General features: G+C 52.9%; 23 protein-coding genes and 1 pseudogene. 6 read left to right on the forward strand and 18 right to left on the reverse strand.

What is annotated here, in order from left to right; all coding sequences use genetic code 11:
- Positions 1-179: 179 nt before the first annotated feature.
- Complete coding sequence (locus tag DLD99_RS06140) at positions 180-689, forward strand: ProQ/FinO family protein (RefSeq protein WP_114881616.1); 510 nt, start codon at positions 180-182, stop codon at positions 687-689.
- Positions 690-1,018: 329 nt separating this feature from the next.
- Positions 1,019-2,623, forward strand: coding sequence for an IclR family transcriptional regulator domain-containing protein (locus tag DLD99_RS06145; RefSeq protein ID WP_114881617.1), 1,605 nt, complete (start codon positions 1,019-1,021; stop codon positions 2,621-2,623).
- A 2-nt stretch (positions 2,624-2,625) separates the two neighbouring features.
- Here DLD99_RS06145 and DLD99_RS06150 read toward each other — a convergent pair whose 3' ends face one another.
- From DLD99_RS06150 to DLD99_RS06190, 9 genes are all read right to left on the reverse strand, one after another.
- The gene (locus DLD99_RS06150) at positions 2,626-3,900 is read right to left on the reverse strand and encodes an OprD family porin (RefSeq protein ID WP_114881618.1); all 1,275 of its coding nucleotides are present in this window, start codon (positions 3,898-3,900) and stop codon (positions 2,626-2,628) included.
- A gap of 53 nt (positions 3,901-3,953) precedes the next feature.
- Positions 3,954-4,823 (reverse strand): aldose epimerase family protein, encoded by an 870-nt coding sequence (locus tag DLD99_RS06155; protein ID WP_114881619.1) that lies wholly within the window; start codon positions 4,821-4,823, stop codon positions 3,954-3,956.
- 87 nt (positions 4,824-4,910) lie between these two features.
- Positions 4,911-6,002: a mandelate racemase/muconate lactonizing enzyme family protein gene (locus tag DLD99_RS06160; RefSeq protein ID WP_114881620.1), complete on the reverse strand. Its 1,092-nt coding sequence runs from the start codon at positions 6,000-6,002 to the stop codon at positions 4,911-4,913.
- Positions 5,999-6,811: an NAD-dependent epimerase/dehydratase family protein gene (locus DLD99_RS06165; protein ID WP_114881621.1), complete on the reverse strand. Its 813-nt coding sequence runs from the start codon at positions 6,809-6,811 to the stop codon at positions 5,999-6,001. Before DLD99_RS06165 ends, DLD99_RS06160 begins: the two co-directional genes overlap by 4 nt.
- Positions 6,812-6,873: 62 nt before the next feature.
- Positions 6,874-8,160 (reverse strand): MFS transporter, encoded by a 1,287-nt coding sequence (locus DLD99_RS06170; protein ID WP_114881622.1) that lies wholly within the window; start codon positions 8,158-8,160, stop codon positions 6,874-6,876.
- 53 nt (positions 8,161-8,213) lie between these two features.
- Positions 8,214-8,507: a Dabb family protein gene (locus DLD99_RS06175; RefSeq protein WP_114886608.1), complete on the reverse strand. Its 294-nt coding sequence runs from the start codon at positions 8,505-8,507 to the stop codon at positions 8,214-8,216.
- Positions 8,508-8,520: 13 nt separating this feature from the next.
- Entirely contained in the window at positions 8,521-9,918 is a 1,398-nt protein-coding gene (locus tag DLD99_RS06180; protein WP_114881623.1) for an aldehyde dehydrogenase (NADP(+)), read from the reverse strand.
- Positions 9,919-9,920: 2 nt separating this feature from the next.
- Positions 9,921-10,385 carry a nuclear transport factor 2 family protein gene (locus tag DLD99_RS06185; RefSeq protein WP_114881624.1) on the reverse strand — a complete coding sequence of 155 codons (465 nt, stop codon included), beginning with the start codon at positions 10,383-10,385 and terminating at the stop codon, positions 9,921-9,923.
- A gap of 4 nt (positions 10,386-10,389) precedes the next feature.
- Positions 10,390-11,193 (reverse strand): RraA family protein, encoded by an 804-nt coding sequence (locus DLD99_RS06190; protein WP_114881625.1) that lies wholly within the window; start codon positions 11,191-11,193, stop codon positions 10,390-10,392.
- A gap of 211 nt (positions 11,194-11,404) precedes the next feature.
- Between DLD99_RS06190 and DLD99_RS06195 the strand changes: the two genes are divergently transcribed.
- A complete protein-coding gene (locus DLD99_RS06195; protein WP_114881626.1) occupies positions 11,405-12,349 on the forward strand; it encodes an alpha/beta hydrolase in 945 nt (314 codons plus the stop codon).
- 644 nt (positions 12,350-12,993) lie between these two features.
- The gene (locus DLD99_RS06205) at positions 12,994-13,182 is read left to right on the forward strand and encodes a hypothetical protein (protein WP_114881628.1); all 189 of its coding nucleotides are present in this window, start codon (positions 12,994-12,996) and stop codon (positions 13,180-13,182) included.
- 15 nt (positions 13,183-13,197) lie between these two features.
- On the opposite strand, the gene DLD99_RS06210 is transcribed toward DLD99_RS06205, so the two are convergent.
- The 3 genes from DLD99_RS06210 to DLD99_RS06220 all read right to left on the reverse strand — a co-directional run bounded on the left by DLD99_RS06210 (position 13,198) and on the right by DLD99_RS06220 (position 14,544).
- A complete protein-coding gene (locus DLD99_RS06210; RefSeq protein WP_114881629.1) occupies positions 13,198-13,377 on the reverse strand; it encodes a hypothetical protein in 180 nt (59 codons plus the stop codon).
- Between the two features lie 24 nt (positions 13,378-13,401).
- Positions 13,402-13,623, reverse strand: a complete 222-nt coding sequence (locus tag DLD99_RS06215) for an antitoxin Xre/MbcA/ParS toxin-binding domain-containing protein (RefSeq protein WP_114881630.1) — start codon at positions 13,621-13,623, stop codon at positions 13,402-13,404.
- A 402-nt stretch (positions 13,624-14,025) separates the two neighbouring features.
- Complete coding sequence (locus tag DLD99_RS06220; RefSeq protein ID WP_114881631.1) at positions 14,026-14,544, reverse strand: hypothetical protein; 519 nt, start codon at positions 14,542-14,544, stop codon at positions 14,026-14,028.
- A 121-nt stretch (positions 14,545-14,665) separates the two neighbouring features.
- Between DLD99_RS06220 and DLD99_RS06225 the strand changes: the two genes are divergently transcribed.
- Positions 14,666-14,974, forward strand: a complete 309-nt coding sequence (locus DLD99_RS06225; protein WP_114881632.1) for a helix-turn-helix domain-containing protein — start codon at positions 14,666-14,668, stop codon at positions 14,972-14,974.
- A gap of 423 nt (positions 14,975-15,397) precedes the next feature.
- On the opposite strand, the gene DLD99_RS29050 is transcribed toward DLD99_RS06225, so the two are convergent.
- The 4 genes from DLD99_RS29050 to DLD99_RS06235 are packed head-to-tail and all read right to left on the reverse strand — an operon-like array spanning position 15,398 to position 21,099.
- The gene (locus DLD99_RS29050; RefSeq protein ID WP_162803459.1) at positions 15,398-15,787 is read right to left on the reverse strand and encodes a hypothetical protein; all 390 of its coding nucleotides are present in this window, start codon (positions 15,785-15,787) and stop codon (positions 15,398-15,400) included.
- Entirely contained in the window at positions 15,784-17,760 is a 1,977-nt protein-coding gene (locus DLD99_RS29055; RefSeq protein ID WP_162803460.1) for a Rossmann-fold NAD(P)-binding domain-containing protein, read from the reverse strand. Before DLD99_RS29055 ends, DLD99_RS29050 begins: the two co-directional genes overlap by 4 nt.
- Entirely contained in the window at positions 17,757-19,676 is a 1,920-nt protein-coding gene (locus DLD99_RS29060) for a hypothetical protein (RefSeq protein WP_162803461.1), read from the reverse strand. The genes DLD99_RS29055 and DLD99_RS29060 overlap by 4 nt, the downstream gene beginning before the upstream one ends.
- A gap of 1 nt (position 19,677) precedes the next feature.
- Positions 19,678-21,099, reverse strand: coding sequence for a site-specific integrase (locus DLD99_RS06235; RefSeq protein ID WP_114881634.1), 1,422 nt, complete (start codon positions 21,097-21,099; stop codon positions 19,678-19,680).
- Positions 21,100-21,148: 49 nt separating this feature from the next.
- Here DLD99_RS06235 and DLD99_RS06240 point away from each other — a divergent pair.
- Positions 21,149-22,579 (forward strand): annotated as a pseudogene (locus DLD99_RS06240) (Na+/H+ antiporter); the annotation flags it as partial.
- Positions 22,580-22,587: 8 nt separating this feature from the next.
- Here DLD99_RS06240 and DLD99_RS06245 read toward each other — a convergent pair.
- Together DLD99_RS06245 and dapC are read right to left on the reverse strand one after the other, a co-directional pair.
- A complete protein-coding gene (locus DLD99_RS06245; protein ID WP_114881635.1) occupies positions 22,588-23,316 on the reverse strand; it encodes a M12 family metallopeptidase in 729 nt (242 codons plus the stop codon).
- Positions 23,317-23,483: 167 nt separating this feature from the next.
- Positions 23,484-24,683 (reverse strand): succinyldiaminopimelate transaminase, encoded by a 1,200-nt coding sequence (gene dapC / locus DLD99_RS06250; protein WP_114881636.1) that lies wholly within the window; start codon positions 24,681-24,683, stop codon positions 23,484-23,486.
- Between the last annotated feature and the right edge of the window lie 14 nt (positions 24,684-24,697).

The raw sequence follows: 24,697 nt of genomic DNA on the forward strand, positions 1-24,697 counted from the left end.
AAGTCCCTGAACTTCCTGAAGCGCTGAAGGAACGTCCATATCAATAGCCAGTGATGCGCGCGCGATGAGGCCAAGCAGCTACGAAACCTGGTGCGATTTCTTTCTGTCTCAGCTGTTCTCAAGCATTGCATGGAATATCCTTGCACCCCGCAATCAACCTTCGAGCAGTGAATTTAACGATGGGTTTTGAACAACTAGCTGAGCTCCGTGACCGCCTGCGGGCTGAAAAAGAACCGCAAAAGTCTGATAGCGTGAAACAGCCTAAGCGCAAGTCCTCCTCACAGGGTAAGCCTAGTGTTCAGGATCTAGCGGTGGAAGCGATCTGGCCGTTACAGAAGCATTTTCCACTAGCATTCCCTGTTAACCCGGCCCCAAAAGTTCCGCTGAAAGAAGGCATTCTCAAGGATGCTGAGCAGCACCTGGAGTCGCTCGGGTTAACCACGGAACAGCTGAAGCTAGGGATCTCGACTTGGTGCCGGGGTACTCGGTATTGGGCAAGCATGGTGGAGAATGCACCGCGCTTGGACTTAAGTGGTCAACCAGTCGGTATCGTAACCGCGACTCAAGCTAAGCATGCGAAGCAGCAGGCCTCCCGACAACGCGCTCAAGACCGACGAAATCGTGCGAAGTCAAAACAGGATGGTCAGGCTCCAGTTGCCGTTGCTTCGGTCGAGCAGACTGCGAACTGAATCCAGTCGAGGTGTGATGGTAGTCTCATAGATATCGATGGAGATCACCATAACGGCCCCACGCAGGAGAATGTGAGAGAAAAAGGAGAAAGAGTCGCTCCCAACAGATCTGTGGTGGGCCGCTTTTGCGGACGGCTGTTGTGAACTCTTCACTTTTGACGGAGAGTGCCCCTGATCGTAAGTGACTATTTCATCATTTGAGATGATCGAAACTGTTTCGGTTGATCGTTATTCCCACCACGTGGTACTTCAAGTCGCGAATGCGCCTTCGGGCTGCCCGCTTCGTTTCGGATTATGGTATTCCTGCCTTAAAAATCAGGAATGCTCAGATGGAATCCAGCAAAGGCACCGCAGCGCTTGAAAAGGCCTTCGATCTGCTTGAGAAGATTGGGCTGTCTACCGAGGGACTTGATCCCCAGCAGTTGGCAGTACAAATGGGGCTGCCCCGGTCGACGCTTTACAGGCTTCTGCGACTACTCGTTGACCGTGGCATGGTTCGCCGTGATGGCCTTAGCAATCGCTACCGTCTGGGGTTCCGCTATTTAGAAATGGTTCGGGGCGCATGGCTCGAACCCGATTTGGTAGCAGCAGCGAGCTTCGAGTTGAGGTCGTTACGCGACCTTACGGGGGAGACTGCTTACCTAGCTGTACGAGAGGGTGATCAGGTGTTGTCGCTTGAGCGCTGTGATGGTGCTCACAGTCATCGCTCGGCTGCTGCGATGGGCCAAAGTAAGCCGATGTATTGTACTGGCCAAGGAAAAGCCATCCTGAGCGCCATGCGTGACACCGAACGCTGTGACCTCATCAAACGCATGCAGTTGGTACCTCTTACCCATCTGACGATCACGGATAAACATCGACTCGCCATTGAAGTTGATGTCACCCGCGCGCGTGGTTATGCGATAGATGATGAAGAAATCGCGCTCGGTATTCGATGCGTTGCTGCGCCTGTGGTTGATGCGTCGGGTCAGGTGCGTGGCGCATTGAGCATTGCAGGCCCCGCCTATCGTCTTGATCGTGAGCGCCTTGATCTGATAGGCCCAGAGGTTGCTGCCTCGGCGCAAAGAGTCGGCAGCCAGTTGGCGGTGCGACACAACCCTTCCAATCCCGATGTGCTGCAACCGCTCAGTGACAGATGGGCATTCCTTGGGGGCCTGCCGAGGTGGAGCGTGCAGGAATCTTGTCTCTACTGGGCGGACAAATTAGGGCCCGCGATTTACCGGCATGACGAAAAAGGTACAGAGAAAGTCTTTCAGTCCGAGCGCCCCATCACCGGTATGGAGCTGACTTCCGATGGCCTGTTCGTGGCCGCTGACGATGAGTACTTCTTCATCGTTAATGGAGCAGTCAAATCCCGAGGTCTGTACGGCTTCGGTGCCCCTGCATGCATTTGCACTGATCGTGAAGGCCGGCTGTGGGCCGCGACTCGAATGAGTGGCGGTGCATGGAAGGTAGGTGAGGTGAAGCGCGACGGAACGTTGAATAGCCACTGGCAATTCAGCGAAGCGGTTAGTGCGCTAGCCTGGGATTCCAAGGCCGGTCACCTCTTTGCGCTGGCGACTGATTCAGGAACGATCTTCCGGCTAGAACATTCCGGGCAAGTCCGTCGATTCGCGACGCTTCCAAAGGGTTCTGGCTTGTTGAGCGGTCTAGCAGTGGATGAAGATGGAAGCATCTGGACGGCGCTCTCTGGTGGCTGGAGTATCGTCAAGTTCGACCGCGAAGGAACGCTGGAGCGGATGCTGGGCGTGCCTGTCTCATCACCGACGGATCTGTGCTTTGGTGGAGCGGATGGCGCCTCTTTGTTCATCACATCTGCGCGCCAGGCCGTCAGCCGTGATGCGCTAAAAACAGCGCCCTGGTCGGGCACTGTCATGAGCACTCCCGCAGATAGCCGAGGTGCCCCAGCGGCCATCACGCGTGGGCCGGCCTGATCCTATTTCAGCGCGAACGTATAGGAAATGATGACGCGGTTTTCATCGCGACGCCCGGTGGCATCTCCTTGAATCTCGACGTTGCGCAGGCGCAGTGCCAGGTTTTTCAGTGGGCCACTTTGAATCACGTAGCTCACGTCGATGTTCCGCTCCCACTCTTTACCCGCTACTCCTTTCACTTCGAAATCTTCACCGTGTACGTAGCGCGCGAACGCAGTCAGGCCTGGCACACCTAGGCCAGCAAAATCGATGTCGTAGCGAGCCTGCACAGATCGTTCTCCGGCGCGGTCAAACCGCAGCACCTGAATGGCGTTGGCAACGCCGGGCAGATCGGTATCGTGAAGAAAGGGCAGGGCGCTGTCGCCGGCGTTGTACTGGTAACCCAGTGTGACTTTCTGGAAACCATAGGCCGCACTCACCAGCCCCGATGCCATGCGGCTGTCCAGGTTTCCGGCACGTGCCGCGCCGCTTTCATCACTGTCGAGATAGTTGAGGGTGCCTGATAGTCTCCATCCCCCAACATCCACAAATTTCGTGCCGGTGTAGAGGACTTGCTGATAGACGTCTTCCAGGCGTCCACCCCAGATGGCGAGGGACAGGCTGATATCGGGAGACCAGGTACCACCTATGTAATTGAAGCGGTCGCTGGTGACGTTCAAATAGTTACCGGTTTGCATTGCGCGGGAACCACTGAACTCTCGATAGTTGACCTGCCTCATCTGGCCGAGACTAAAGGTGAAATGGTCGATCTCGCTGCTATCGAGCATCGCACCTTCAAAGAATTGAGGAAGAAGTCGCGAATCGCCGGCGTACACCAAGGGAATCTTCGGGAAGAGCCCACCGACCTTCAGCTCGGTTTTGGACACTTTCATCTTCACCGCAGCGGTGGCTTCGGAGTACTCGTCAACCGCACGTGGGTCAGCTTTGCGCGGCCCACCTGCGCGGTCGTAGGCGCCCGGTAGAAGCGCACTGCCACTGCGATCAGGGGATGAGTCCAGCTTGAGGCCCAAGCCCGCATACACGTCCACACCTAAGCCAATGGGCGTGTCCGTGTAACCTGACTGTGCTTTGAAAATGAACCCTTGAGCCCATTCCTCCATTTTCGATTGGGCAGGTGCCTTGGAGTCCCGCAGGTCGTGGTTGTAGTAGAAGTTTCGCAGGGTCAGTGCGGCTTTACTGTCTTGGGCGAAATCCGCTTGCGCATAGGTGGGGATGAGCCCGGATGCAACCAGGGTGATAAGTGGGACAGAAGGTGAGCGGAGCTGGAGATATTTCATTCTTATTATTGTCCTTCGGTGGGCGGCGTTGCATTGCCGGGAGACCAGCAAATTCAGTTAGGTTGCCAATAGAACTTCAGTGATGCCGACAGTCTCTGGCCCGGCTCCAGAACGTGGGTACCCTGGTCAGGCCATTGGTTGGGGGGACTGTTGAAGGCATCTGCAAGGTGCGATACCGGCTCAAGGCAAACGTATGGAGCGGCTACCGGAGCGAATGCGACGAGGTGGGTCAGTGGTGCCTGTGTCAGCAGGGTCAGCCGCCCTTCGGGATAACTCACCTGCAATTCGCCGTCCCATTCGGATGCGTAGACGGCGAGCTCTTCACTTATTTCGTCGCCAATCACAATTGAACGAGGTTTGGTGTGAACCACTCCTGTAGGCAGATAGGCGTCATTGATTTCCCATACGCGACCCACACCCAGTTCCACGCGCATCCCTGGATGGCGCTGGAAGTACGGGTGCATACCTAGTCCGGCAGGCATCGAAGAGCTGCCGAGGTTTGTTACGGCGATCTGGATATTCAACTGGTCATCGCTGAGTGCGAACAACTGTTCAAAGCGCAACGGCCAGGGCCAATGTTCGCCGTTGTAATGGCAGGTCAGCATGATGTTGCTTTCGCTTTGGTTTGACACCGACCACTGCAGCGTTTGGGCAACACCGTGGAGGGTGTGAGGAAGCACTGCAGGATGGGAGGGCAGGGCGTGAGTGACGCCGCCGTGCGCCAGTCGAGAATCCCTAATGCGGTTGGAGTAAGGCATCAGCGGATAGATCCCTCCCTTGGGCCAAGCGACGGGATCAAAAGCCTCCGAGCTGATCGGGGTCACGATATCCAGCCCCTTGGCTTGCAAGACTGCAACCCGGCCACCCCATTCGGGAATGAGTTCAAGTGACCAAGTGTTATTCCTGAGTTCGAGACGTTTCATGGATGCTCCTGAAATTGGGCATGCAAAGTCCCATCCGGCGCACTTTTGCGCGCCGGAGGAAGCGTTTAACGGATTAGGAAGTTGCGTTTACTTCTTCAGGAATCGTTCGAAAACGCCCATGTTCAGATCAAGCCCGAGGCCGTGGCCAGTTGGGACGTGCATTGCCCCGTCATCCAGTTGGCCTTTAACGTCGTAAAGCCATCCATCTGTTTCCACGTAGTGGTACTCCACCAGAGGCACGTCAGGTTGCACAGCTGCAAGATGCAGCGTGGCCAACAGCCCAGGGCCGAAGTACGGGCTATGGGGCAGCACCAACGTGTCGTATCGGCTGGCGAGTTCTGCGATGCGAAGACACTCGCTGATGCCACCGACCTTGGTCACAGATGGCTGGATGGAGTCGACTGCACCCGCCGCCAGAGCGTTCTCGAATTGCACGGCGGTACACCAGTTTTCGCCCGCCGAGATATCAACGCCCTGGCCGCGCAAGCTGGAGAGCGCCACAAAATCTTCAGGCGGGAAAATTGGTTCTTCCAGCCAGGCAAGATTCAGTTCGGCCAGCGCCGGGAGCAATTCACGGGCGTCCTCGACAGTCCATGAACAATTGACGTCGGTGGCCAGAGGAACATCGTCGCCAATAGCACGCCGGCAAGCGACAATATGGTCGAGCACGTTCTCATGCAGCTTGATGGTTTTGAAACCTTCCCGCAGAGCGCGCTCGCAGGTTGCCGGGCCAATCACGTTGTCGTTGTACCGAACAAGGCTGGCGTAGGCTGGAATCGATTCGCGCGCCGTCGCACCCAGCAAGCGATGAAGCGGCACTCCTTCACGACGAGCCTTCAGATCCCACAGTGCCATGTCGACACCGGAGAGGCCAAACAGGGTGACGCCGTAACGACCAAAGATGTGCAAACGCAGTTGGGCATTAAGGTTCCATGCCGGAATGTCGCTAACCGTCTGATCAAGAATGAGGGGCGCGATCAGCCGATCAATCATGGCGCGCACGGAGTCCGACACGAAATAGCCAAACGCCTCACCCCATCCCACATTACCGAGTTCGTCTTCAACGCGGATCAGAACATTCTCCAGCGTGTGCCAGGTCAGGGGGGTGATGACCCTTTCTTTCCCACCGTCATGGAAAGGAATTTCAACCACGAAGGTTTTGAGGCTCGTGATCTTCATGGCCGTGTATCCAGGAGGCTTACGAGTTTGGTGCCAGCGTACGCACCCCCGACGTGATCACGCCCGGAGTTGGTTGTATCCATATCTTCATAAGGCAGGTACCCTGGCGCCAGGTTGTCCTGCGCATTGTCTTGAGGGCGGTAGCCCAGAGCCCTTGCCCGGCGATTGTGGAACAGTGGGTTGGGACTCTCGGATACGCCGTAGACTACTTCATGGTGTACCTCTGGATGCTCCAGGCCAATGCGGACTAACTGTCCGAGGTCGCGTGCACTTGTCCACATGCGCAGGCGACGGGCATCGGCCACTTGAGCATCCGCATTGCCGATACGAATCACGAACGTTGCCAGGTCATACCGCTGAGTGAACCCGGCGCAGGCTGCTTCGCCGAACACCTTGCTCATGGCGTAGTAGCTGTCGGGGGCCGGAGGCATGTCGTCAAAGTTATCGGCTGCGTCTGTACGGTATTGGCCGAGAACATGGTGGCTGCTTGTGAATATGAACCGCTTGACGCCGTGACTATGCGCGGCTTCCAGGAGGTAAAGCGTGGCGTGGTAATTCGGCTCAACCGTGGTTTGAAAGGCGATGTCTGTCCCATGGGCGCAGGCCAGATGAAGGATGCCGTCAACACCCTCAACGGCGCGCTCAACCAAAGCAGGATCTGTCAGGTCGCCAACGATCTCGGTCTCGTCTGGATGCAACGAGCTCACTGAGCGGCGATCCAGCAGTCTGAGCGAGTAGTGCTCGCGCAACAGCGGGCGAAGGGCAGTGCCGACGATGCCTGCAGCTCCGGTAATCAGCAAGGTTTGCATAAACTGTTTCCTCATTCTTCCAGACGCTGAGCCAAGTTGTGCCCAGCTCAGCGCCTTTGAATTCAAGCTGTTGCCAGCGCCGGGTTTGAAGCGGCCTTGTTGGTAACGAAAAGCCCTACGATCACTGCGCCGATGACACCGAGTATGCCCGCGAGAGCAAAGCCGCTACCAAAGGTGCCAGTGGACTGAATAATCATGCCTGTGGCGGTGGGGGCAACGATGCCCGACAGGTTGGCCAAACCGTGCATGAATCCACCGGCTGTGCCGACCTGATGATCCGGCACAGCGTCTTGAATCATCGACCAGTAAGCCGGTGCGGAAAGCATCAAAAAGCCCACCGCGACGGTCATTACGACGACGGCGCTGGTCACACTGCTGAGCTGCCCGGTGAGTCCAACGCACACCGCAGAGATGAGCGAGCAAGTCACCAGTACGACTTTGCGAGAAAACAGCCGGCGTCCCGTACGTTTGAACACCCAGTCGATCAAGAATCCGCCGCCGATGAACCCCAGTGTTCCTACGAACCATGGGAGCGCGGTGACGATGCTCATGGATTTGAGGTCGATGCCTTTCGCATCAATCAGATAGCTTGGGAACCACGTCATGAAGAAGTACAGGATGTAGTTGTAGCAAAACAGCGAGAGCCCCATGACGATCACGGCGCGCTGACGAATGACATCGAGTACTGGAGTTTTGGGCGCATCGTTTGCGGACTGCACCGGTGCTTCACGATCCAGATTGATCAGTGCCAATTCTTCCTGGCCAACCTTGGGATGCTCTACTGGAGTTGAAGTCGCCAGACGCCACCAGGCCACTGCCCAGATGATGCCAAGCGTTGCGATCACGACGAACGCCACACGCCAGCCCAGCCACAAGGCAAGGAAACCTACGATTGGCCCTGCGAGTGCGCCACCGAGTGGCCCGCCAGCTTGTGCGAACCCGATGGCCCGCGCCCGCTCCTTGATCGGAAACCAGCTGTTGATGGCCTTGTTCGCTGTGGTGCTTACGGGGCCTTCACCAACGCCAAACAGCGCCCTTACGATCAGCAGCGACCAGAAGTTGAATGCCAGAGCGGTCGATCCGCACAGTACCGACCAGAAACTCATCGACCAGATCAACACGCGTTTTGGCCCGAAGCGGTCAGCCAGGTAGCCGCCGACGAAACAGAACAATGCATAGCCGAAGAAGAAGCTGCTGAAGATCAGGCCTTTTTCTGAAGGCGTCAGGTGGTATTCCTGAGTGATGAACGGCATCGCGATGGAAAGCGCAGCACGGTCAACGTAGTTGATGACCATCGCCACGAACAGCATTGCCAGTATCGTCCAGCGATAGGGCTTCTTATTTTTCATTTCTGTCTCCGCGCGCCTTCATTGAGGCGCGTCTATTGTTATTGCCGCGAGTGTCAAGCGGTGTAGTCGACAGCCGCCCACTCAAAGTACTGCTTGAGGTCTTTCACTAACGCCTGGTGTGCCGGATGAGGCAGATACCGCTCGACTGCCTCAGCGTCGTCAAAGGTGGAATCGAGCAGGTAGTCCCAGCAAATGGAGCGTTCGAGCTCGTTGGTCTGCACATGCCAATCACGGATGAAGTCGATTTGAGTGGGCAATGTCCGCATGCGCTCGACCAGCTCGGCCTCAAGATCAGGTTGAACAGGCACGGCGGGCAGGCGGCGGAACATAACGATATGGCGCATCATTAGAAAGCTCTCCTTACCCTTGAGCCCAAGCAGGAGCATCCTGCAGAGCCACTGGACGGAGGAAGCGCTCCAGCGCTGCGTACCCGACCGATGTGGTCTGTGGGGCAGTCGACGAGGGCCATGGGCCGCCATGATTCTGTGCTGCACAGACGGCAACGCCTGTCGGGACGCCTTTGAACAGCACTCGACCGGAGACGCGTTCTGCAGTGCGTACTAGGGATCGATTCGCCGGGGTGTCGTCATTGGCTCCCCAGAGTGTGGTGGTCAGGGTTCCACCGATAGCTCCGAGCACATGCTCGACCTCTGCAAGATTTGCAGCTTCGACGATTACAGCTGCTGGCCCAAACATCTCTTCACGAAGCTGTGAGCTTGCGATGAAGGACTGGGCATCTGTTCGGTAGAGTCTTGGTGCTGGGCCCGCGCCTGCGGTGCCGACCAATAGTGTCTGGGCGTGTTCTGCGACTACGGAGCTTGCGTGTTCAAAGCCCTGACGCATGGAGGGAGTGAGCATCGCATGGGTCTGAAGAGGTTTGAGTGAGTCGCTCAACTGCAAGATAAATCGCTCGGTACTCTCACCCTTCAACACCACGATGACGCCTGGACTGGTGCAGAATTGTCCGCAGCCCATGGTCATCGATCCAGCCAAGGTGTTAGCGAGATTTTGGCTGTCAGCCTCCAGCGCCTCGGGCAAAGCTACCAATGGGTTGATTGACCCCAGCTCGCCGAAGAACGGGATTGGAAACTGACGTTCATTCGCCAGACGCCACAACGCGGTGCCACCCTGGTATGAGCCGGTGAACGCCACGGCCTTGATCTCTGGGTGTTGAACAAGATAGCCACCGGCACCTCGTGAAGCGCCCTCAACTAGGGTAAGCACACCTTCCGGAAGTTTTTGAGCCAGAAGGACTTGACGTGCCAGCTCATAAACCGCCGTGGAAAGACGGGGGTGTCCGGAGTGGGCTTTGACTACGACAGGGCAACCTGCTGCCAGTGCAGAGGCTGTATCTCCACCCAGCACCGAAAAGGCAAAGGGGAAATTGCTGGCCGAGAACATCGCCACTGGGCCGATAGCTCGCAGCACGCGTGTCAGTTGAGGGCGACCGGCTGGAGGCGCACCTGCAATCGCTTCGTCAACGACGCGTTTGTGAGCTGCACCAGCTTCGAGATGCTCGGCAAAGCCTCGCAACTGAAATGCGGTACGGGCGATTTCGCCGGTCAAGCGAGCGGAGCCTAGATGAGTTTCTTCGTCGGCAATCACGACCAGATCGGCCTTGTGCGCTTCGAGGGTGTCAGCCAGGCTGCGCAGCAATGCTGCCCGGACAGAGATGCTGGATTCAGCCCAGAAAGATGATGCTTCCGCTGCCTTATGAACGGCAGCATCGATGGCGGCGTGGGCATTGACCTGAGTCATGATCAGACCTCCTTTGCTTTGGAGTGAGTCAGCGGCTCAAGGTGATAGCCACGGCCTGCATAATCGAAACTGACCAGTTCATTGATGGTCACGTTTTTGTCAGCCGGTGAGGCGTAGTACGCCCGGATCTCTTTGATCAACCCGCTTTCCTTGTCGAAGATGTACCACTCATCTCCACGCAGGGCTGTGCCCAGCTTGCCTTTCCAGTGAGTCCACTCAATCACGGCTTCATCACTGTCATGGCTGACCAAGATCTTCTCGATAGTCCACTGAGAGCCAAGGTTCTCGACGCACCACTGCCATTTGCGCGCGATAGTGTCGGCGGTGCGCCATGGGATGTCAGGCAAACCGTCTGGGAAGTAGTGCACAGCGTCTTCGGTAAAGCAGGACACCAGCTTGTCGTAGTCCGCCTCATTACAGGCGTCGAAATAGCGGCGAATAGTTAGGGCGTGCTTATGCTCTGCCATGGTCTCAGTCCTTCTTCGAGATGATCGATGGGATATCTGGACGGCCCGATGCAACCCAGTCCTGGTAAGCCGCAACGGCTTCTGGGCTAGGTGGATAAACACCCCAGAGGGCTTCACCAGAGGCAATGCGCATGGCGAGGTAATTCTCGATGTCGTCTTGTTCCAGGCACACATCGGCAAGCTCCTCGGCGAGGTATGCCGGGACGAGGGTCAGGCCATCCGCATCACCAACCACTACATCACCTGGATAGACGGCAACACCGGCGCAACCAATCGGAACCTGCAGATCGGCAACGTGGTGATAAGAGATGCGGGTGGTGGCGGTGATCTCGCGGGCATAAGCGGGCAGCGTCATCGCAGCGATTTCGCTACCGTCACGCAGAGCACCGTCAGTCACGATGGCGCGAGCGCCACGGGCAAGCAGTCGAGTGACCAGGATATTGCCCGCCGATGCTGCAGCTGGATCGTTGCGGCTATCGATGACCAGGACATCGCCGGCCTGGACTTGCTCAATGCCTTGCCACTGAAGGTTGTCGCCGTTCGGGCGGGTGGTCATCGTGCCGTAAGTGTCGATATCTTCACGCGCTGGAATGAAGCGCATGGTGAAGGCGCGCCCGGCGAAGGGTTTGGCCTGCGGGCACATGGCACGAAGACCAACAAAGGCAGGTTGACGGAAACCACGCTTGAACAGCTGGGTGGTCAACGAGCCACTCGAACACCGGGAAAGCTTTTCGAGCGTTGCATCGCTAACGGCTACGTGGCGGTTAGCGCCATTTTCATAATCTTCGGCGTATTGGTGAATTGCCATTCTTGTTCTCCGTGCTGAATGCGTTGGCCGTAGTGAAGGCCACTGGACGGCGATCCTAGGGGCAACGAATGCACGCGGAAATCGACATTGCTCAGGCGGAAGCCTCCGAGTCTCACATGGCGAGAATTTGAGAGTTGGCACCGAAAACGCGAAGCGCCTGGTGCTACTGATCTCGTTAGGCTGAGCGGACTTTTGAAGGAGAGCCTTCCAGATGTCCAACTACAACCTCGACCCCGCCTTGGCCGCCTATGTGGCAGAAAGCGCGATGTTTGCTTGCACTGAACAGGACATGTCGGCCCGACGCCATGCCTTCGCCGAGGCTTGCGCCTACTTCACCCGTGAGCGGCCTGCTGGATTGAAAATTGAAGACGGGGAAGTGAATGGCATTGCTATTCGGATCTATTCACCGGCAAGGCCAGCACCCGAGAAAGGATGGCCAACCGTTCTTTACTTTCATGGTGGCGGATGGAGCATGGGCAGCCATACCACGCATGACTGGTTCGCTTTCGGGATATGTCGTCGAGTTAATGTAGCGGTGGTCGCGTTGAACTATCGCCTTGCGCCGGAGCATCCATTTCCGGCACCGCTTGAGGATGGGCTTGAGGTTTGGAAGGCTTTGAGAAGAGGCGACTTTCCTCAGCTCAACCGTGAGTGCCTGGCCGTGGCAGGAGACAGTGCAGGAGGTTCACTGGCAGCGGGGTTGTGCCTAGCTCTCAGAGACGCCCAGCAGCCCCAACCCGATCGTCAGGTATTGGCTTACCCCGTGCTGAGTGCGAAAACCCACTTCGCTTCGATGCGTCTTTATGCAGACGCTCCCATGCTGACGACAGCAGGTCTTCTGGCTTCACTGGAGGGTTTTCTTCCAACTGAATCGCTCAAGAATGATCCTCGTGCGATGCCACTGGAAGCGGACGACTTGAGCGGCCTGGCACCCGCGTTCATTGGGGTCGCGGAATACGATCCGTTGTTTGATCATGGGGCGATGTATGCACAGCGGCTGAAAGCAGCCGGCAACCCAGTCAGCCTTTATGTGGGTGAGGGACTGGTTCATGCAAGCCTCCGAGCCTTAGGGGTATCTCAAGTAGAGGGCTTCTATAATGCAATGTCAGATTCTCTGCAGGACATGGTGTGGCGATATTCCCAGTACCATCCCTAGAGTATCCGAGATTATTTCGGCAGCCTTTCAAATGCGCCTCTCATGCGCAAGCCATCTACTCCAAGCGAGGCTCCGGATACAGCAAGCATATGGATGGGGGGTGGCTTGGATGAATACCCGGTAGGGAGTGATGTCGGATCGACGTTGGCAAGCGTAGCGCGCAGCGTGCAGGATGGAAGTCGAAGGGCTGAGACGCTGGCATTGGCTAGGGTCGGTTTACGACAGACTTCCATAAGGGCACGCACAACATCGCTGCAGTGGAGTGCAGAACCTACTAGGTTGAGTGGAGAACATACGATGGGAATGACGGACGATCACGGCACTGTGTCTTGCGACGTTCAAATGCCCCTTGCGAACTGTTATCGCACAAATTGCTTGAGGCGATGACGAGTCGCTATCACTTGCTCTCGTATCTCGTCGGGGTCAATCGACATACCGCCGTCCTGTGTCACGCGTAGAGATTTCAGATTGTTGAGTGCCGCTATGAATGCGCGATCTCTGGCTTGCTCGCGGTCTGATCTTTTGTTCCGCAAACGAGCATAAGCAATCGACCTAGCCACTTCAGGCCATGCTCCTATTCTCGTGTTCCATGGCAGCATTTAGTAAGGTATGCATCTCTGATCTCACACTGGCAGGAGGCCGAGATGAGGTTGCAGAGCGATATTGATGCGCTAGCAGCGATCGAAGAGGACGCGAAAGCAATGCTAAAACGGGTAGGGCTGCCCGACGACGAACAGAAACTTGAGGTCGTCGTTTTCCTTCGACAAATAATCGACTTGGCGACCTACATGGAGTCGGCTGATCGATTCATGGAGACGTCAATTATCGCTTGAGTGGCTCTGTTTGAATCAGAAATGGTTCGTCTCGTGTGTCTGGTTCTGTAGATGCGATGAAAGGACGTCTCTCAGGTCGAACAGTGCCTCGCGCAGTCCCCGATCTTCACGAGCATCGCCAGTATCTGGATCGAATGTTTGTGCATGCCGAAGCAAAGCTTCGGCGTCGTTTGTGTTGAGATCAAAGGTGATCATGTCGATCCTCAACGAAGGGGAGCACTAACAGGCGAACCCATGACCAAGCCTATCGAGCTCTGCTTTCACGGCTTCATATCCCACTCGACTGTGAGCCATTTGCAACCGCGAGCAATCACCGGCTTCTACTGTCGGCTGGCTTAGCCAGTGGTCGGCTTTCGCTTTGTTGCCAAACACCAACTCGGCTTGGCGTTGGATCAGTTCAACAGCCATTGATTCTTGACCGTGGTTTTGCTTTGAGTCCATGAAAGGCCCCTCAATCAAAGTATCCGCTTCAGGCTTGGAAAACCCCAGACACCAGACCGGGAGCCTTCGTCATTCTTTAAAAGGCATTGAGGGGGTTCTGTGCAATCGATCAGCGCATTTTAATGCGCCAACTCCCCGCATTTTCCAGGTTTTAGCGCATTTTAATGCGCTGATGACCGGTTTGATTATGATCAAAGAGCGCCCTCCAAACGTTCGTTGATGAGCCTGGCAAGCCACCCGCCGCCTGAAATCTGAGAATTCCTTGAATCCGTGAGAGAGCTAGCGTCTTGGGCTACCTTGGCCTTCGCTTTGTTGCCATATGCACATTGGGCTTGGCTTGAGGGTCAGCTCAACGTGATTCTCTTTATGGACTCTCGGAATATGTCTCGCTGTGCGCTCGTTTCAATTGGAGGTCGAGGCTGATGCAGGGGCCTTGGCACAATATTCGCGAAACGCCTTGATGCCGCGCGTGATGATCAGCATTGGCTTAATCATGTAGCGATAGCTGACGAACAAATTGAGCGCGATCCAGCCCAACTGATAGGACGAGCCATGAAAGCTCCGATGGTTGGCGCTGTTCTCCCAGAAACCATAGGCAACGAAGATCGTGAAGATGGCGACCATCAGAGGCAGGATGCTGAGCCTTCCCAGGGAGACAGCAATGAACGGGACATTGACAACCGATCGGATAGGCTCGTTGTCGAGCTGGATGGCCCAAATTCTGTTGACGTTGTCTTTGCCTGGTTGATACGTCGCTCTGATCCGCTCGCCAGCTTTTACATGTGCGTCTAGAACGTCAGGGATTTCTAGCCTTTCGTGTTTTTTGCCGTCAACTTTCCAGTAGTGATAGCTGATCATGTCGCCGCCGAAGCCTCGCGATTTTTCGTCGAGTCGCCCGTCTACGATCTGCATTTCCTTCATTTTGATCCCTGTCCTTGCGTTTGGAATGATGGCAAAAGGATATTTATGCCGAATACTAAGGAATACTTAGTATCTCCTCAAGCCGAATCTAAGAATCTCCTAGCCTTTCGGCGATGAGAAAATGGGCACGTTTGGCAAGCGGTTGAAAGAGGCGCGCAAGATAAGAGGTTTTTCACAGGAGCGTTTGGGGATTGAGGCGGGCATTGAGCCAGCCACAGCTTCTGCGCGGATGTCTCAGTACGAGAAGGGCGTTCACCAGCCTGGTGAGAGCATCGTGAAGCAGATTGCTGCTGTCCTGAATTTGCCGGTGCCGTATTTCTACTGTGAGGACGATGAGACGGCGCATTTGCTCCAGTGCTTTCACTGTCTGAAAAAAGACGCTAAAAACCAGGTGATAGATTTGGCAGAAAAGCTTGCATTCAGTGTTTAAAGCGCGTGTAACCAATGCCTTCGGGTGGTTAATTGTTGCGATCTGATACTCTATTCGTCACCTGATCTATTATTCGGTTAAATCCGTAATCGATTCGTATAAACTCAGCTTTGACAAGCGAATAGCAAGTCTCGCTATGAAAGAGTTTAATGGATGCTTGATAACCCAAGGCTATGTAAAGCTGCTAAAGTTAAGCCGCTGTTTTTTCTTTGTTGCAAATGCCCATATTGGTCGATGCTTAATAAGATTTAATCCGTTACTCTCGATGCTCATAAAAAATTTATACTGCGCTATAATGAAGGGTGCATAAAGATTTTTTCACAGTAGAACATATGAAATTAATTGCTGTTTTGTTGCGGCTTAATCTATTTGTGGGTGTCTAATGTTGTGAAAAAAGTCTGAAATGTTATTTTTAGAAAACGCCTAACGTTTTCTAAAGTGAACAATTTTTGGATCGTGGAGGCTTGCTAGTTCAGCCTCTAAGTCATATATTTTTCTTTCCAGCATTATTTCTCTACCTAATGATGCTTCGAGTAGTTTTCGATATTTCGAAGCTTCTGCTTTATAGTCTAATTTGCTCGTCAAGGGCTTTGTTTTTCTTGATGAAAGCGTTTGTACCGCTCTTGCTTCATTGATCGCTGCAATCAAGTTGACGAAGGACGTCCTACCACTTTTGATAGAGCCTTTTTGGCGTCCGGCCTCGAGAGCAACACTATCATTGTTTATAACTGTGCCCTTTTCTACAACCAGAGGGCTGTTCGCGAGCAATCTAGTTATGGCAAGGTAATAGTGTTTGTGTTTTTCTTCATTCATGCCGTTATCTCTAAATAAATACGGTTGAGGTCTTCAAGTTGAGCTATTTCAGTTCGATACTCGACCGAATTGATTTCCAGGGAAGATATTAGCCTATTTCCTGTGTCAATTGCATGTTTGAGATTGCTGGGCTTAATGGCGGCCTCGGGACATCCCTGTACGCAGGTTGTCATTGACAAATGTGCTGATTTGCTGCATCCGCTTATACTGGTGCACCCTCCTACCGGAGTTGGTCGATATGCTTTAAGTCCGTTGGTGAAGTCTTGGAGAATAATGGTTTTTTCTTCCATTGAGATGTTTTTGTTAGAGATTGATTGTATATTGCGATTTTTCTTTCCAAAGCCATCATAGATACTTTCTTTGCTGTTAAGAATGTCTCTGATATAAATTATCGAATCAAGCTCACTCAGTTTTTCAGGAGTAAAGTCATGAATGATGTGGTGCGCATCGGGTGAAAATATGCTTTTTGCTCTAGATGATCCGCGAGCATAATACAATGACATTTCAACTGATAAGTGTTTGAGTTGTCGTCTCAAAGAAGAGTGCCTTACGAGACCGCTACGGGCGGCGTAAACGGCAAGTGATCGACGTAGTTGATGACAGGTGATAGGCCAGCTTGCACCTACTGAATATCTATCGTCAGCGCTCCAATCCTGGAATGGCGCTACATCCTTAAGTTCATAAAGATCTTCCTCTTCAATAAACGTTTGTCTAAAGAACGGTTCCCAGACTAATGGTATAAGTTTGGCAGTTTCATAGTGTCCAGGGTTTTTTTCTATAAGGCTATAATTCTGCTGTGAGAATGAGTTGTACTTTCTGCTGATGAATAAAGGTATCGTCTCAATTTCAGTTTCATTAAGGTTCAGTGATGTAAGGCAAATCCTTGCAATTGATTTGGCGGCATTTACAGCTGGCTCAATTTCTTTAGATGTCACCCAGCTGGTCTCATATCGCTTTCTAGAAAATTTAGTGGTGATACCAATGAGGCGACGGATTTTTCCGTATTTCTTTTTTTTAATTTTTAGGCAGTTATATTTAAGTGAGAGCGCCTCCGAGTATCTCATTCCTGAATAGGTTAAAATAGTCATCATCGACGCGTACTGAACTTGACCAAGAAATCGCGAGAACTGAGTAATAGAGTCAATTTTGTATTTTTCCATCAGCTCATTAAGACCTAGCTCCAGCGAGACTCGTTGAAATGCTTGGTTGCTCTTCATTACACCCGTTGGTACTTCATATTTAAAGTCTGCGCCTACCAAGTAGGAGTGGCATAGCCAAGAGAGATGTGTGATTTTTTTAATGTTGACTTCGTTATTGAGATAGTCGTAAATTATTTCACTATAGACTTTAAGCCTTTCAAATAGAATGCGAGACGGTATTACCGGGTGCTGTCTTGATTCGCTGCGTTTGCCACTTAAGATCGGAAGTAAGGTATCCAGGCTGAATGAAGCACCAAAATTATTAACATTTGCGCGAACAAGTTTTTTCAAAAGGCCGCGAAGTAGTGATTTTTCCCCTTCCTTCATATTCTTCGAGAGGTGTGTTATGAGTTCAGTTGAAGTGAGTACATCAAATGGATATTTTTTATTTTGAACGCAAAATTTTATTACGATTCCCATTACACGATGTGTGGACATCATAGTGGCGCTCGAAGGGGTGTCGAACCACGAGGCAAATGCAGAAAACTGTACGGCAGCAAGAATTAATTTATGCTGAACGATTAATTTCTCCTGATCAATCGCTTTATTGTTGAAGTTGTCATCAAATTTTGCTATGGAGTTTTGGGTCGAGCGGAGGTTGTAAGAATTATAGTTCCATTGATCTTGTCCAAATCGAGAGCGAGGGAGCCCATTTCGATCGTATGACATTATAAAGTTTGGATCTGGATTGAGAAAGTCGAAACCGACGCCCATTGGGAAGATGAGTTCAGGAGACTCATTTTGAATTTTTTGCGTATTGGAGTTTGATGTCATTGGATTAAGTCTAGTTCAATTAAAAGCTCTAGTTTTTGTTGCCAGTATTCAGTAAGGTTTTCATTTTCGAAAATGTCTTCTTGAATGCGCTTGATTAGATTCTTTTTATCTTCATCTATGCTTGAAATTTCTTTGATAATTGATTCAATTTGGTCGAGAGTTGCTTTGAACGCTATGTTAAAGTGTTCTTGTGTTCTTGCAGTAGGCATGGACTGATGAATTACATATTGCATGCTTAAAATTTTTCGCAAATCTTCTTCATCGCAATGTATGAGGAACTTTGAACAGTGTAAGCATCCTTCAAGGCTGCGGCAGTCTGGTACAAATTCAGCATTCTGAATCAGGCTTTCGGGGTTCTCGGCATCTGCGCAGCGTCCAATTGCGGTAATCTCAACTCTTGAATTATGATGCTTTTTTACTGTTTCGGAAAAAGCATTGAAATAAACATGTAGGTCTTTTTCCCATTTTTCAATGGTACCTTTTGAATAGCTATTGATGATGCTTTTTTCGCTGGTTTGTAATATTGCGGATGCAGCTTTAATATTTGACTCGTCAAATGCTACAGTGCCTAAATTTGCTCTCCATTTTTTGTATGAAATGATAGGATAATCTTTGTAAAGCTGTGCTTGGATGCGGAGGGAGTGGATTCTAATAGTGCTTTTTCTAAGTTTTCCTATTTCGTTTTGTACGCTTTGAGACAGGAAAAGGAAACGATGCTGACGACCGTCGAGAATATATTTTCGCAACTCAATGAATCGTTCAAAGAGTGAGATGCTGTTAGCTCTCAGCTCAAACTCTACCTCTTTGCCATGTGCTCGATACTTAATAGTTCTGAATTTGTGGCGTATCTTTTTGATTGAAGATTTAATGTCAATTGAGTCGTCCCATGTGAAATTTCTTATCGACTCTTCGTTTGCGCCTGTGATCGCGGAGAATATGACCAAGTAAGCGTCATGTGCCCATTGCATAAGAATAATGCGCTCGCGGCAAAACAGTGTTGAATTAATGAGTGCAAGTCTTTTCCTTTCACGCACGAGTCGCTCTTTACTTCTTGAACGAGTTTTATCATTTTGTGTCGAGGAAAAGCTTGCTATTTCATCAGCTGAATACAACTCTCCAGTGCGATGATTCCAAATTTGGCTCTTTCCCCATGTAGGCGAGTTCTCTAAAGCCTCATTACTAGCGCACCAGGATTTTGTAGGTAAAATCCAGATGTTTTCCTTTTGCAGGCGGATCTGATGAGGGAATGCATACCTACCGAGCAAAAAATCTGTTAGGCCACGAAATAGATACCCATTCAAACCATAAGCAAATTTAATTTCCTCAGCAGTAGGGGGCTCAGTGGCTGAGTCGGGATTCTTAGATCTCCGGATAGTTGTCATTTTTTGTTTGAAGAACATTTGTGTAAGGTCAAATGCCCATTGTCCTGATTGGATGCAGTGGCCAATAACCACTGCCCCTGAGTGTTTCGAAAAATCCTGATTCGTGATTCGTTGTTTGATATGTGCGTCGTAGTTAAGAAGAGCAGATAAATAACTTTCTTGACTGTGAAGACAATCAGCATGCCCGTTGGTATCGCTCCAGCGCACAAAGCTTCTAAAGTTTGTAAATATCGAGGATATATATATTCCTCGGTGAGTACCGATTTTATAAGAAACAGCTGCCGCTATAAGCCACTTGCGAAGGCTGGCGATGCGTGTCAGATCAAAATCTTCTGCAAAGCTAATTTTGTTTTTGGGCTTTACGGTTTGATCTGGTTTGAAGTAGGAAAGTTCGCCAATGTCAATTGTTGATTCGTCAAATTTCACGCGAACCGAACGGATATCGATTTGTTCAATATAATTTTCAATTTCAGTGTCGCTGAATTGATCCAGGTTGAGCACGTTATTTTTTTTTGGTTTTTCGAGGCTTTTCAACTTAAATTATTTCCTGCAAATAAGAGTCGAAACTCGTGCATGTGTGGAAAATATCGTGCATTTGGTTTTTGTAGTTAAAGTATTGCAATGTAGTGATCAACTTGGAGTGCCCCATTCGCTCCTGCACCGCCGTTATCGCTTGCATAAAGGAAATATCATTCTTGTTGTCAATACGCCCCCATATGTCATTGACTAGATTCATGCCAAAAGTGGCGCGTAAATCATGAAAGCGAAAGTCAAATGGAGTTTCAGAGGCATTGAGTAAAGGTTGCAACTCTCTGCGAACTGCTTGTCGCATCGCATCGCCAGTAGGAGGAGTTAAATAGCTGGCTTTTGCGGGGTCGTTTTTAGCCATATAGAATGGGTTGCCATCTGACGTTAAAAAAACGTAGTTGCCTTTCCTCACATCCTCTGAAGCTTTAGCCTCTCGGGAGGCATATCTTGGTGAGTTGATATAAACGAAAAGTTTTTTGTGCAGCCAGTCAGGGACTAACAGCTGAAGCGGTTTGCCGCCCTTTGTGTCTATGTTTGTGCCGGGGCCAACTATGAGTCTAATGTTTCTCCCATTGACTTCCCCATGAGTGACAATATTCTCTTTTCGAAGCGTTAGCACTGTCTGAAGACGAGCGCCCGTGACAAGGGCAAAAACACACATTAATAACAATTCAGTGTTTTTACAGTTTATGAGGCAGTTAATTAATGCTGTTTGTTCATCTTTGGTGTGAGGTCTTAATTTTCCTCCATCGCTTATGTGTCCATCTAAGCCCGTTTGTGAGGCATGACGGATTGGTTTTCTTAAGCTGTTCTTGCGGATTATTTTTGTGTGAGTAAATCCCTTCTCGTCAATGTAGTTTATGATTTTCGTTGTTTCGTCCCAAAGGCTGTGTTCGGGCTTAAAGTCGTGCTGGTTTTTTAGCCAGCTATAAAATCCGAATACACAGCCCAGTTTTTTATCTTCCGTATTCGAAGTGATTTGGCCGGCCTCGACCAATTTCTTGAGCCTTGATTTGTAGAAGTAGGTAGGGCGCTGAAGCTTCCTAGTTGGGAAGGTTAAGTAATCTAGCCCGGCTTCATTCAGGGCATTTATAAAATGCTTAAGTTCTGAGGCGATGCTTCGCAGCGTTTCACTATCCACTAAAGTGCGATTATCACTCTCTGAGATCTTGCTCAGAAGGTACAAGTTTCCGTGCCGCCAGGGAGAACCATCCGCCAACAGGAGGGATGGAAAATGCATGTATGCCATCGTTTCCGAGTTCAGTAATGGACGAGTGCCGTAAGGCTCGCCCTCTTTTCTAGTTATTGGGTTGCCCTCGGCATCGCGTGATTCGACGGTGGTAAGGGGGAGATGTCGAATTTTGAATACTTCCAATGCAGATGGCTTAAGCAACGCGTGGTACTCGGGAGGCTGTAATGAGGTGTCCATTATGGCCTATGGGCGCGGGTGGATTTCAAGATGCTTATGACTTGGGTATGGCTGGCGCATGCCCAAGCGCGAATTGTGGCGTCTGCGCGGGCCGGTGCTGACGCTGGCGGTCGGGTTGGTGCTGTTTACCGTGGTCGGTGCCGGCTACTTCATTCACTGGCTGCTACCGACGATTCCATTGCCGGTGGCGTTCGCGCTGGCGGCGGTGCTGTCGCCCACCGACGCCGTAGCAGTGTCGGCCATATCGCAGAACCGTTTGCCCACGCCGCTGATGCACATGCTGCAAGGCGAAGCGTTGATGAATGATGCTTCGGGTCTGGTGACTTTCAAGTTCGCCCTGGTGGCGGCGGTCACCGGTGCGTTTTCTTTGGCTAACGCCAGTCTGACGTTCGTGCTGGTGGCGGTTGGCGGGCTGGCGGTCGGTGTTGCGCTGAGCTGGCTGGTGGGCCGCTTGCGCGCATGGATGATCGCCCGGGGCTGGGACGATCCGGCGACCCATGTGGTGTTCATGTTGCTCCTGCCGTTTGCCGCTTACGTGCTGGCCGAACGGCTTGGCGCCTCGGGCATTCTCTCGGCGGTGGCGGCGGGGATGATGCAGAGCTGGCTCGATCTGCTGCCGCGCCAGACCAGCACCCGTTTGCTTAACCGCAGCGTCTGGTCGTTGCTGGAGTTTGCTTTCAACGGTTTGATCTTCCTGCTGCTCGGTCTGCAACTGCCGGACATCATCAAGGCTGTCGTCAGCCACGAAACCTCATTGTGGCCGACCCTGTTCTATCGCTGCCTCGACGTGGTGGCGATTTTCCTGGCACTGGTGTTGTTGCGTTTCATCTGGGTGCAAAGCATCTGGCGTCTGTCGGTCCTGCTGCGTCGCTTGCGCGGCAAGGGCGACCTCACGCAAGTGCCAACGGCCCGATCCTGCTGGCTGTTGACGGTTGGCGGGGTGCGCGGTGCGGTGACCCTGGCCGGCGTGATGTCGGTGCCGATGCTGATGGGCAGCGAGGCCTTTCCCGAACGGGATCTGCTGATCTTCATTGCTGCCGGGGTGATCCTGATGTCGCTGGTGGCAGCCTGCATCGCCTTGCCGTTGCTGCTGCGCGGGATCCAGAAAAGCCCCGACGACAAGCGTCGCCAGGAAGTCCGCGACGCTTGGCGCAAGACGGCCGAAGCGGCGATCCATGCGCTGGAAATCGAAGAGGTCAACCCGCAGGACGCCGCGCAAGCCGCACTGGCAGCGGAGCTCAAGGCGCGGATCATGTCCGAGTATCGCCATCAACTGGAAGTCTTCAACGATTCGGCGGAAGCCCAGGCGCTGGCATTCCAGATGGATCTGCTTGAACGCCGCCTGCGTCTCAAGGCGCTGCGGGCGCAACGCCTTGAGTTGTATAGCCTGAGTCGTCAGCACCAGATTGGCGATGATGTGCTGCGTGAAGTGTTGGGCGAGCTGGATTTGAGTGAGGCGAATCTGGGGCAGGTCAAATAGGAAAAGCGTTACTTGGGATAGAGCAATCTCATCAGACGTTTGTCTTTTCTACTGATCCGGCGGTTGATCGGTACCTCCCAGTTTCCCACCGTCAATGTGTTTGCCACTGGGTGGTGCATAATCGATTTCCGGTCGTAGGAAGTGTAGATCGCGTCCAGTGTGTCGAATGACGCGAACAGGTTTCTGTCGACCTGCTCTTCGGTCAGGGGATTCATTTCCCGGGTTCTGTAGAACTCATACACTTTCGGTTTATCCCACGGAATATTGGCCTTGGGATGCTGGTGCTCATGCATTGCGCCCAATGCGTGGCCGAATTCGTGAATCACGATTACCTCGAAGTCTTCGTGTTCCGGCTTCACTCCAAGATTCATGGTGGGATGGTCGGGGTGAATCAATAAAGCGTCAGTGCCCAGCATCGAACTGTTGTTATTGTTCTTTGTTGCAATCCGGATGTCGCCTTTCAAATCGTCGACAAATTCAAACTTCAGGTTGATGTACGGCAGCCATTGCCTGGCCGCAGCGATAATCCTGTTCTTGTGATCGGTATCGGGTGAATCCATGAAGGCAACTTTCAGGGTGCGGCCGTTGGCCCAGAGTTTTGAATAGTGAACGATGGAGCGTTTACGTCGAGTGCCGGAACTTGTACCGGCATTGGCGGGGTTTTCATTGATGGCTGCCGTATAAGCGGCTTGATCATCGGGCCATTGAATGAGTTGGCAATCCAGCAGATCGTTCATTTGCACTTCTTCCTTGAAGTTAAAGTTTTGAGTTTGTTTGTGCGCAGGGACAGGCGCGGCTCAAGACTAACGTCTGGCCGGAGGGCAAGTGAGATAAATAGCTGGAGGATCTGTAACCCGATATATGAGGCGCCCGTGCCGGATTGCCCGGCACGGGCGTTCAGGCGTTACTTGTGGCGCAGGACGAAATCGCGGATGCGTTCGGCCGCCTCGACGCATTCAGCCAGCGGCGCAACCAGTGCCATGCGCACGCGGCCGGCACCCGGGTTGACCCCGTCGACATCCCGGGACAGATACGAACCCGGCACCACGGTCACGTGCTCTTCGGCAAACAGATCCCGGCAGAACGCGGCGTCATCACCTTGAACGTTCGGCCACAGGTAGAAGCTGCCATCCGGACGCTGCACATCCATCACCGGGCTGAGGATCGCCAGTACGGCGTCGAACTTCTCGCGATACAGCGCACGGTTGGCGCGTACATGCACTTCATCATTCCACGCAGCAACGCTGGCCAGTTGGGTCTGAACCGGCATCGCGCAGCCGTGGTAGGTGCGGTACAGCAGGAAGCCTTTGAGGATGTCTGCATCACCGGCAACAAAGCCCGATCGCAGACCCGGCAGGTTCGAGCGCTTGGACAGGCTGTGGAACACCACGCAGCGCTTGAAGTCCTTGCGACCCAGTTCGGCGCAGGCGCTGAGCAGGCCTGGCGGTGGCGTCTGTTCGTCGAAGTACAGTTCGCTGTAGCACTCGTCGGCGGCGATCACGAAGTCGTATTCGTCGGCCAGGGCGATCAGCTTTTTCAGCACGTCGACCGGAATCAGCGCGCCGGTCGGGTTGCCCGGCGAACACAGGAACAGGATCTGGCAGCGTTTCCAGATGTCCGGCGATACCGCGTCGAAGTCCGGGTTGAAGCCGTTCTCGTCCAGGCATGGCAGGTAGTGCGGCTTGGCGCCGGCGAGGAACGCCGCGCCTTCGTAGATCTGATAGAACGGGTTCGGGCTGACCACCAGTGCGTCGTCGCCACGGTTGACCACGGTCTGGGTAAACGCAAACAGCGCTTCACGGGTGCCGTTGACCGGCAGCACGTTGCGCGCCGGGTCGATCCAGCCGCTCGGCACGTTGAAACGACGCTCGCACCAGGCGGCGATGGCTTCGCGAAGGGCAGGGATGCCGAGAGTGGTCGGGTACACCGCCATCTGCTCCAGATTGTTGGCCAGGGCTTCGGCGACAAAGCTTGGCGAACGGTGTTTCGGCTCGCCGATGGACAGCGCGATCGGGCGCTTGTCCGGGTTCGGCGTGACGCTGCCGAGCAGGGCGCGGAGCTTTTCGAACGGGTAGGGCTGCAACTGGGTCAGAGCGTTGTTCATCGGTGCGGGGTCTC

It is taken from the genome of Pseudomonas kribbensis (assembly GCF_003352185.1).
GTDB lineage: Bacteria > Pseudomonadota > Gammaproteobacteria > Pseudomonadales > Pseudomonadaceae > Aquipseudomonas > Aquipseudomonas kribbensis.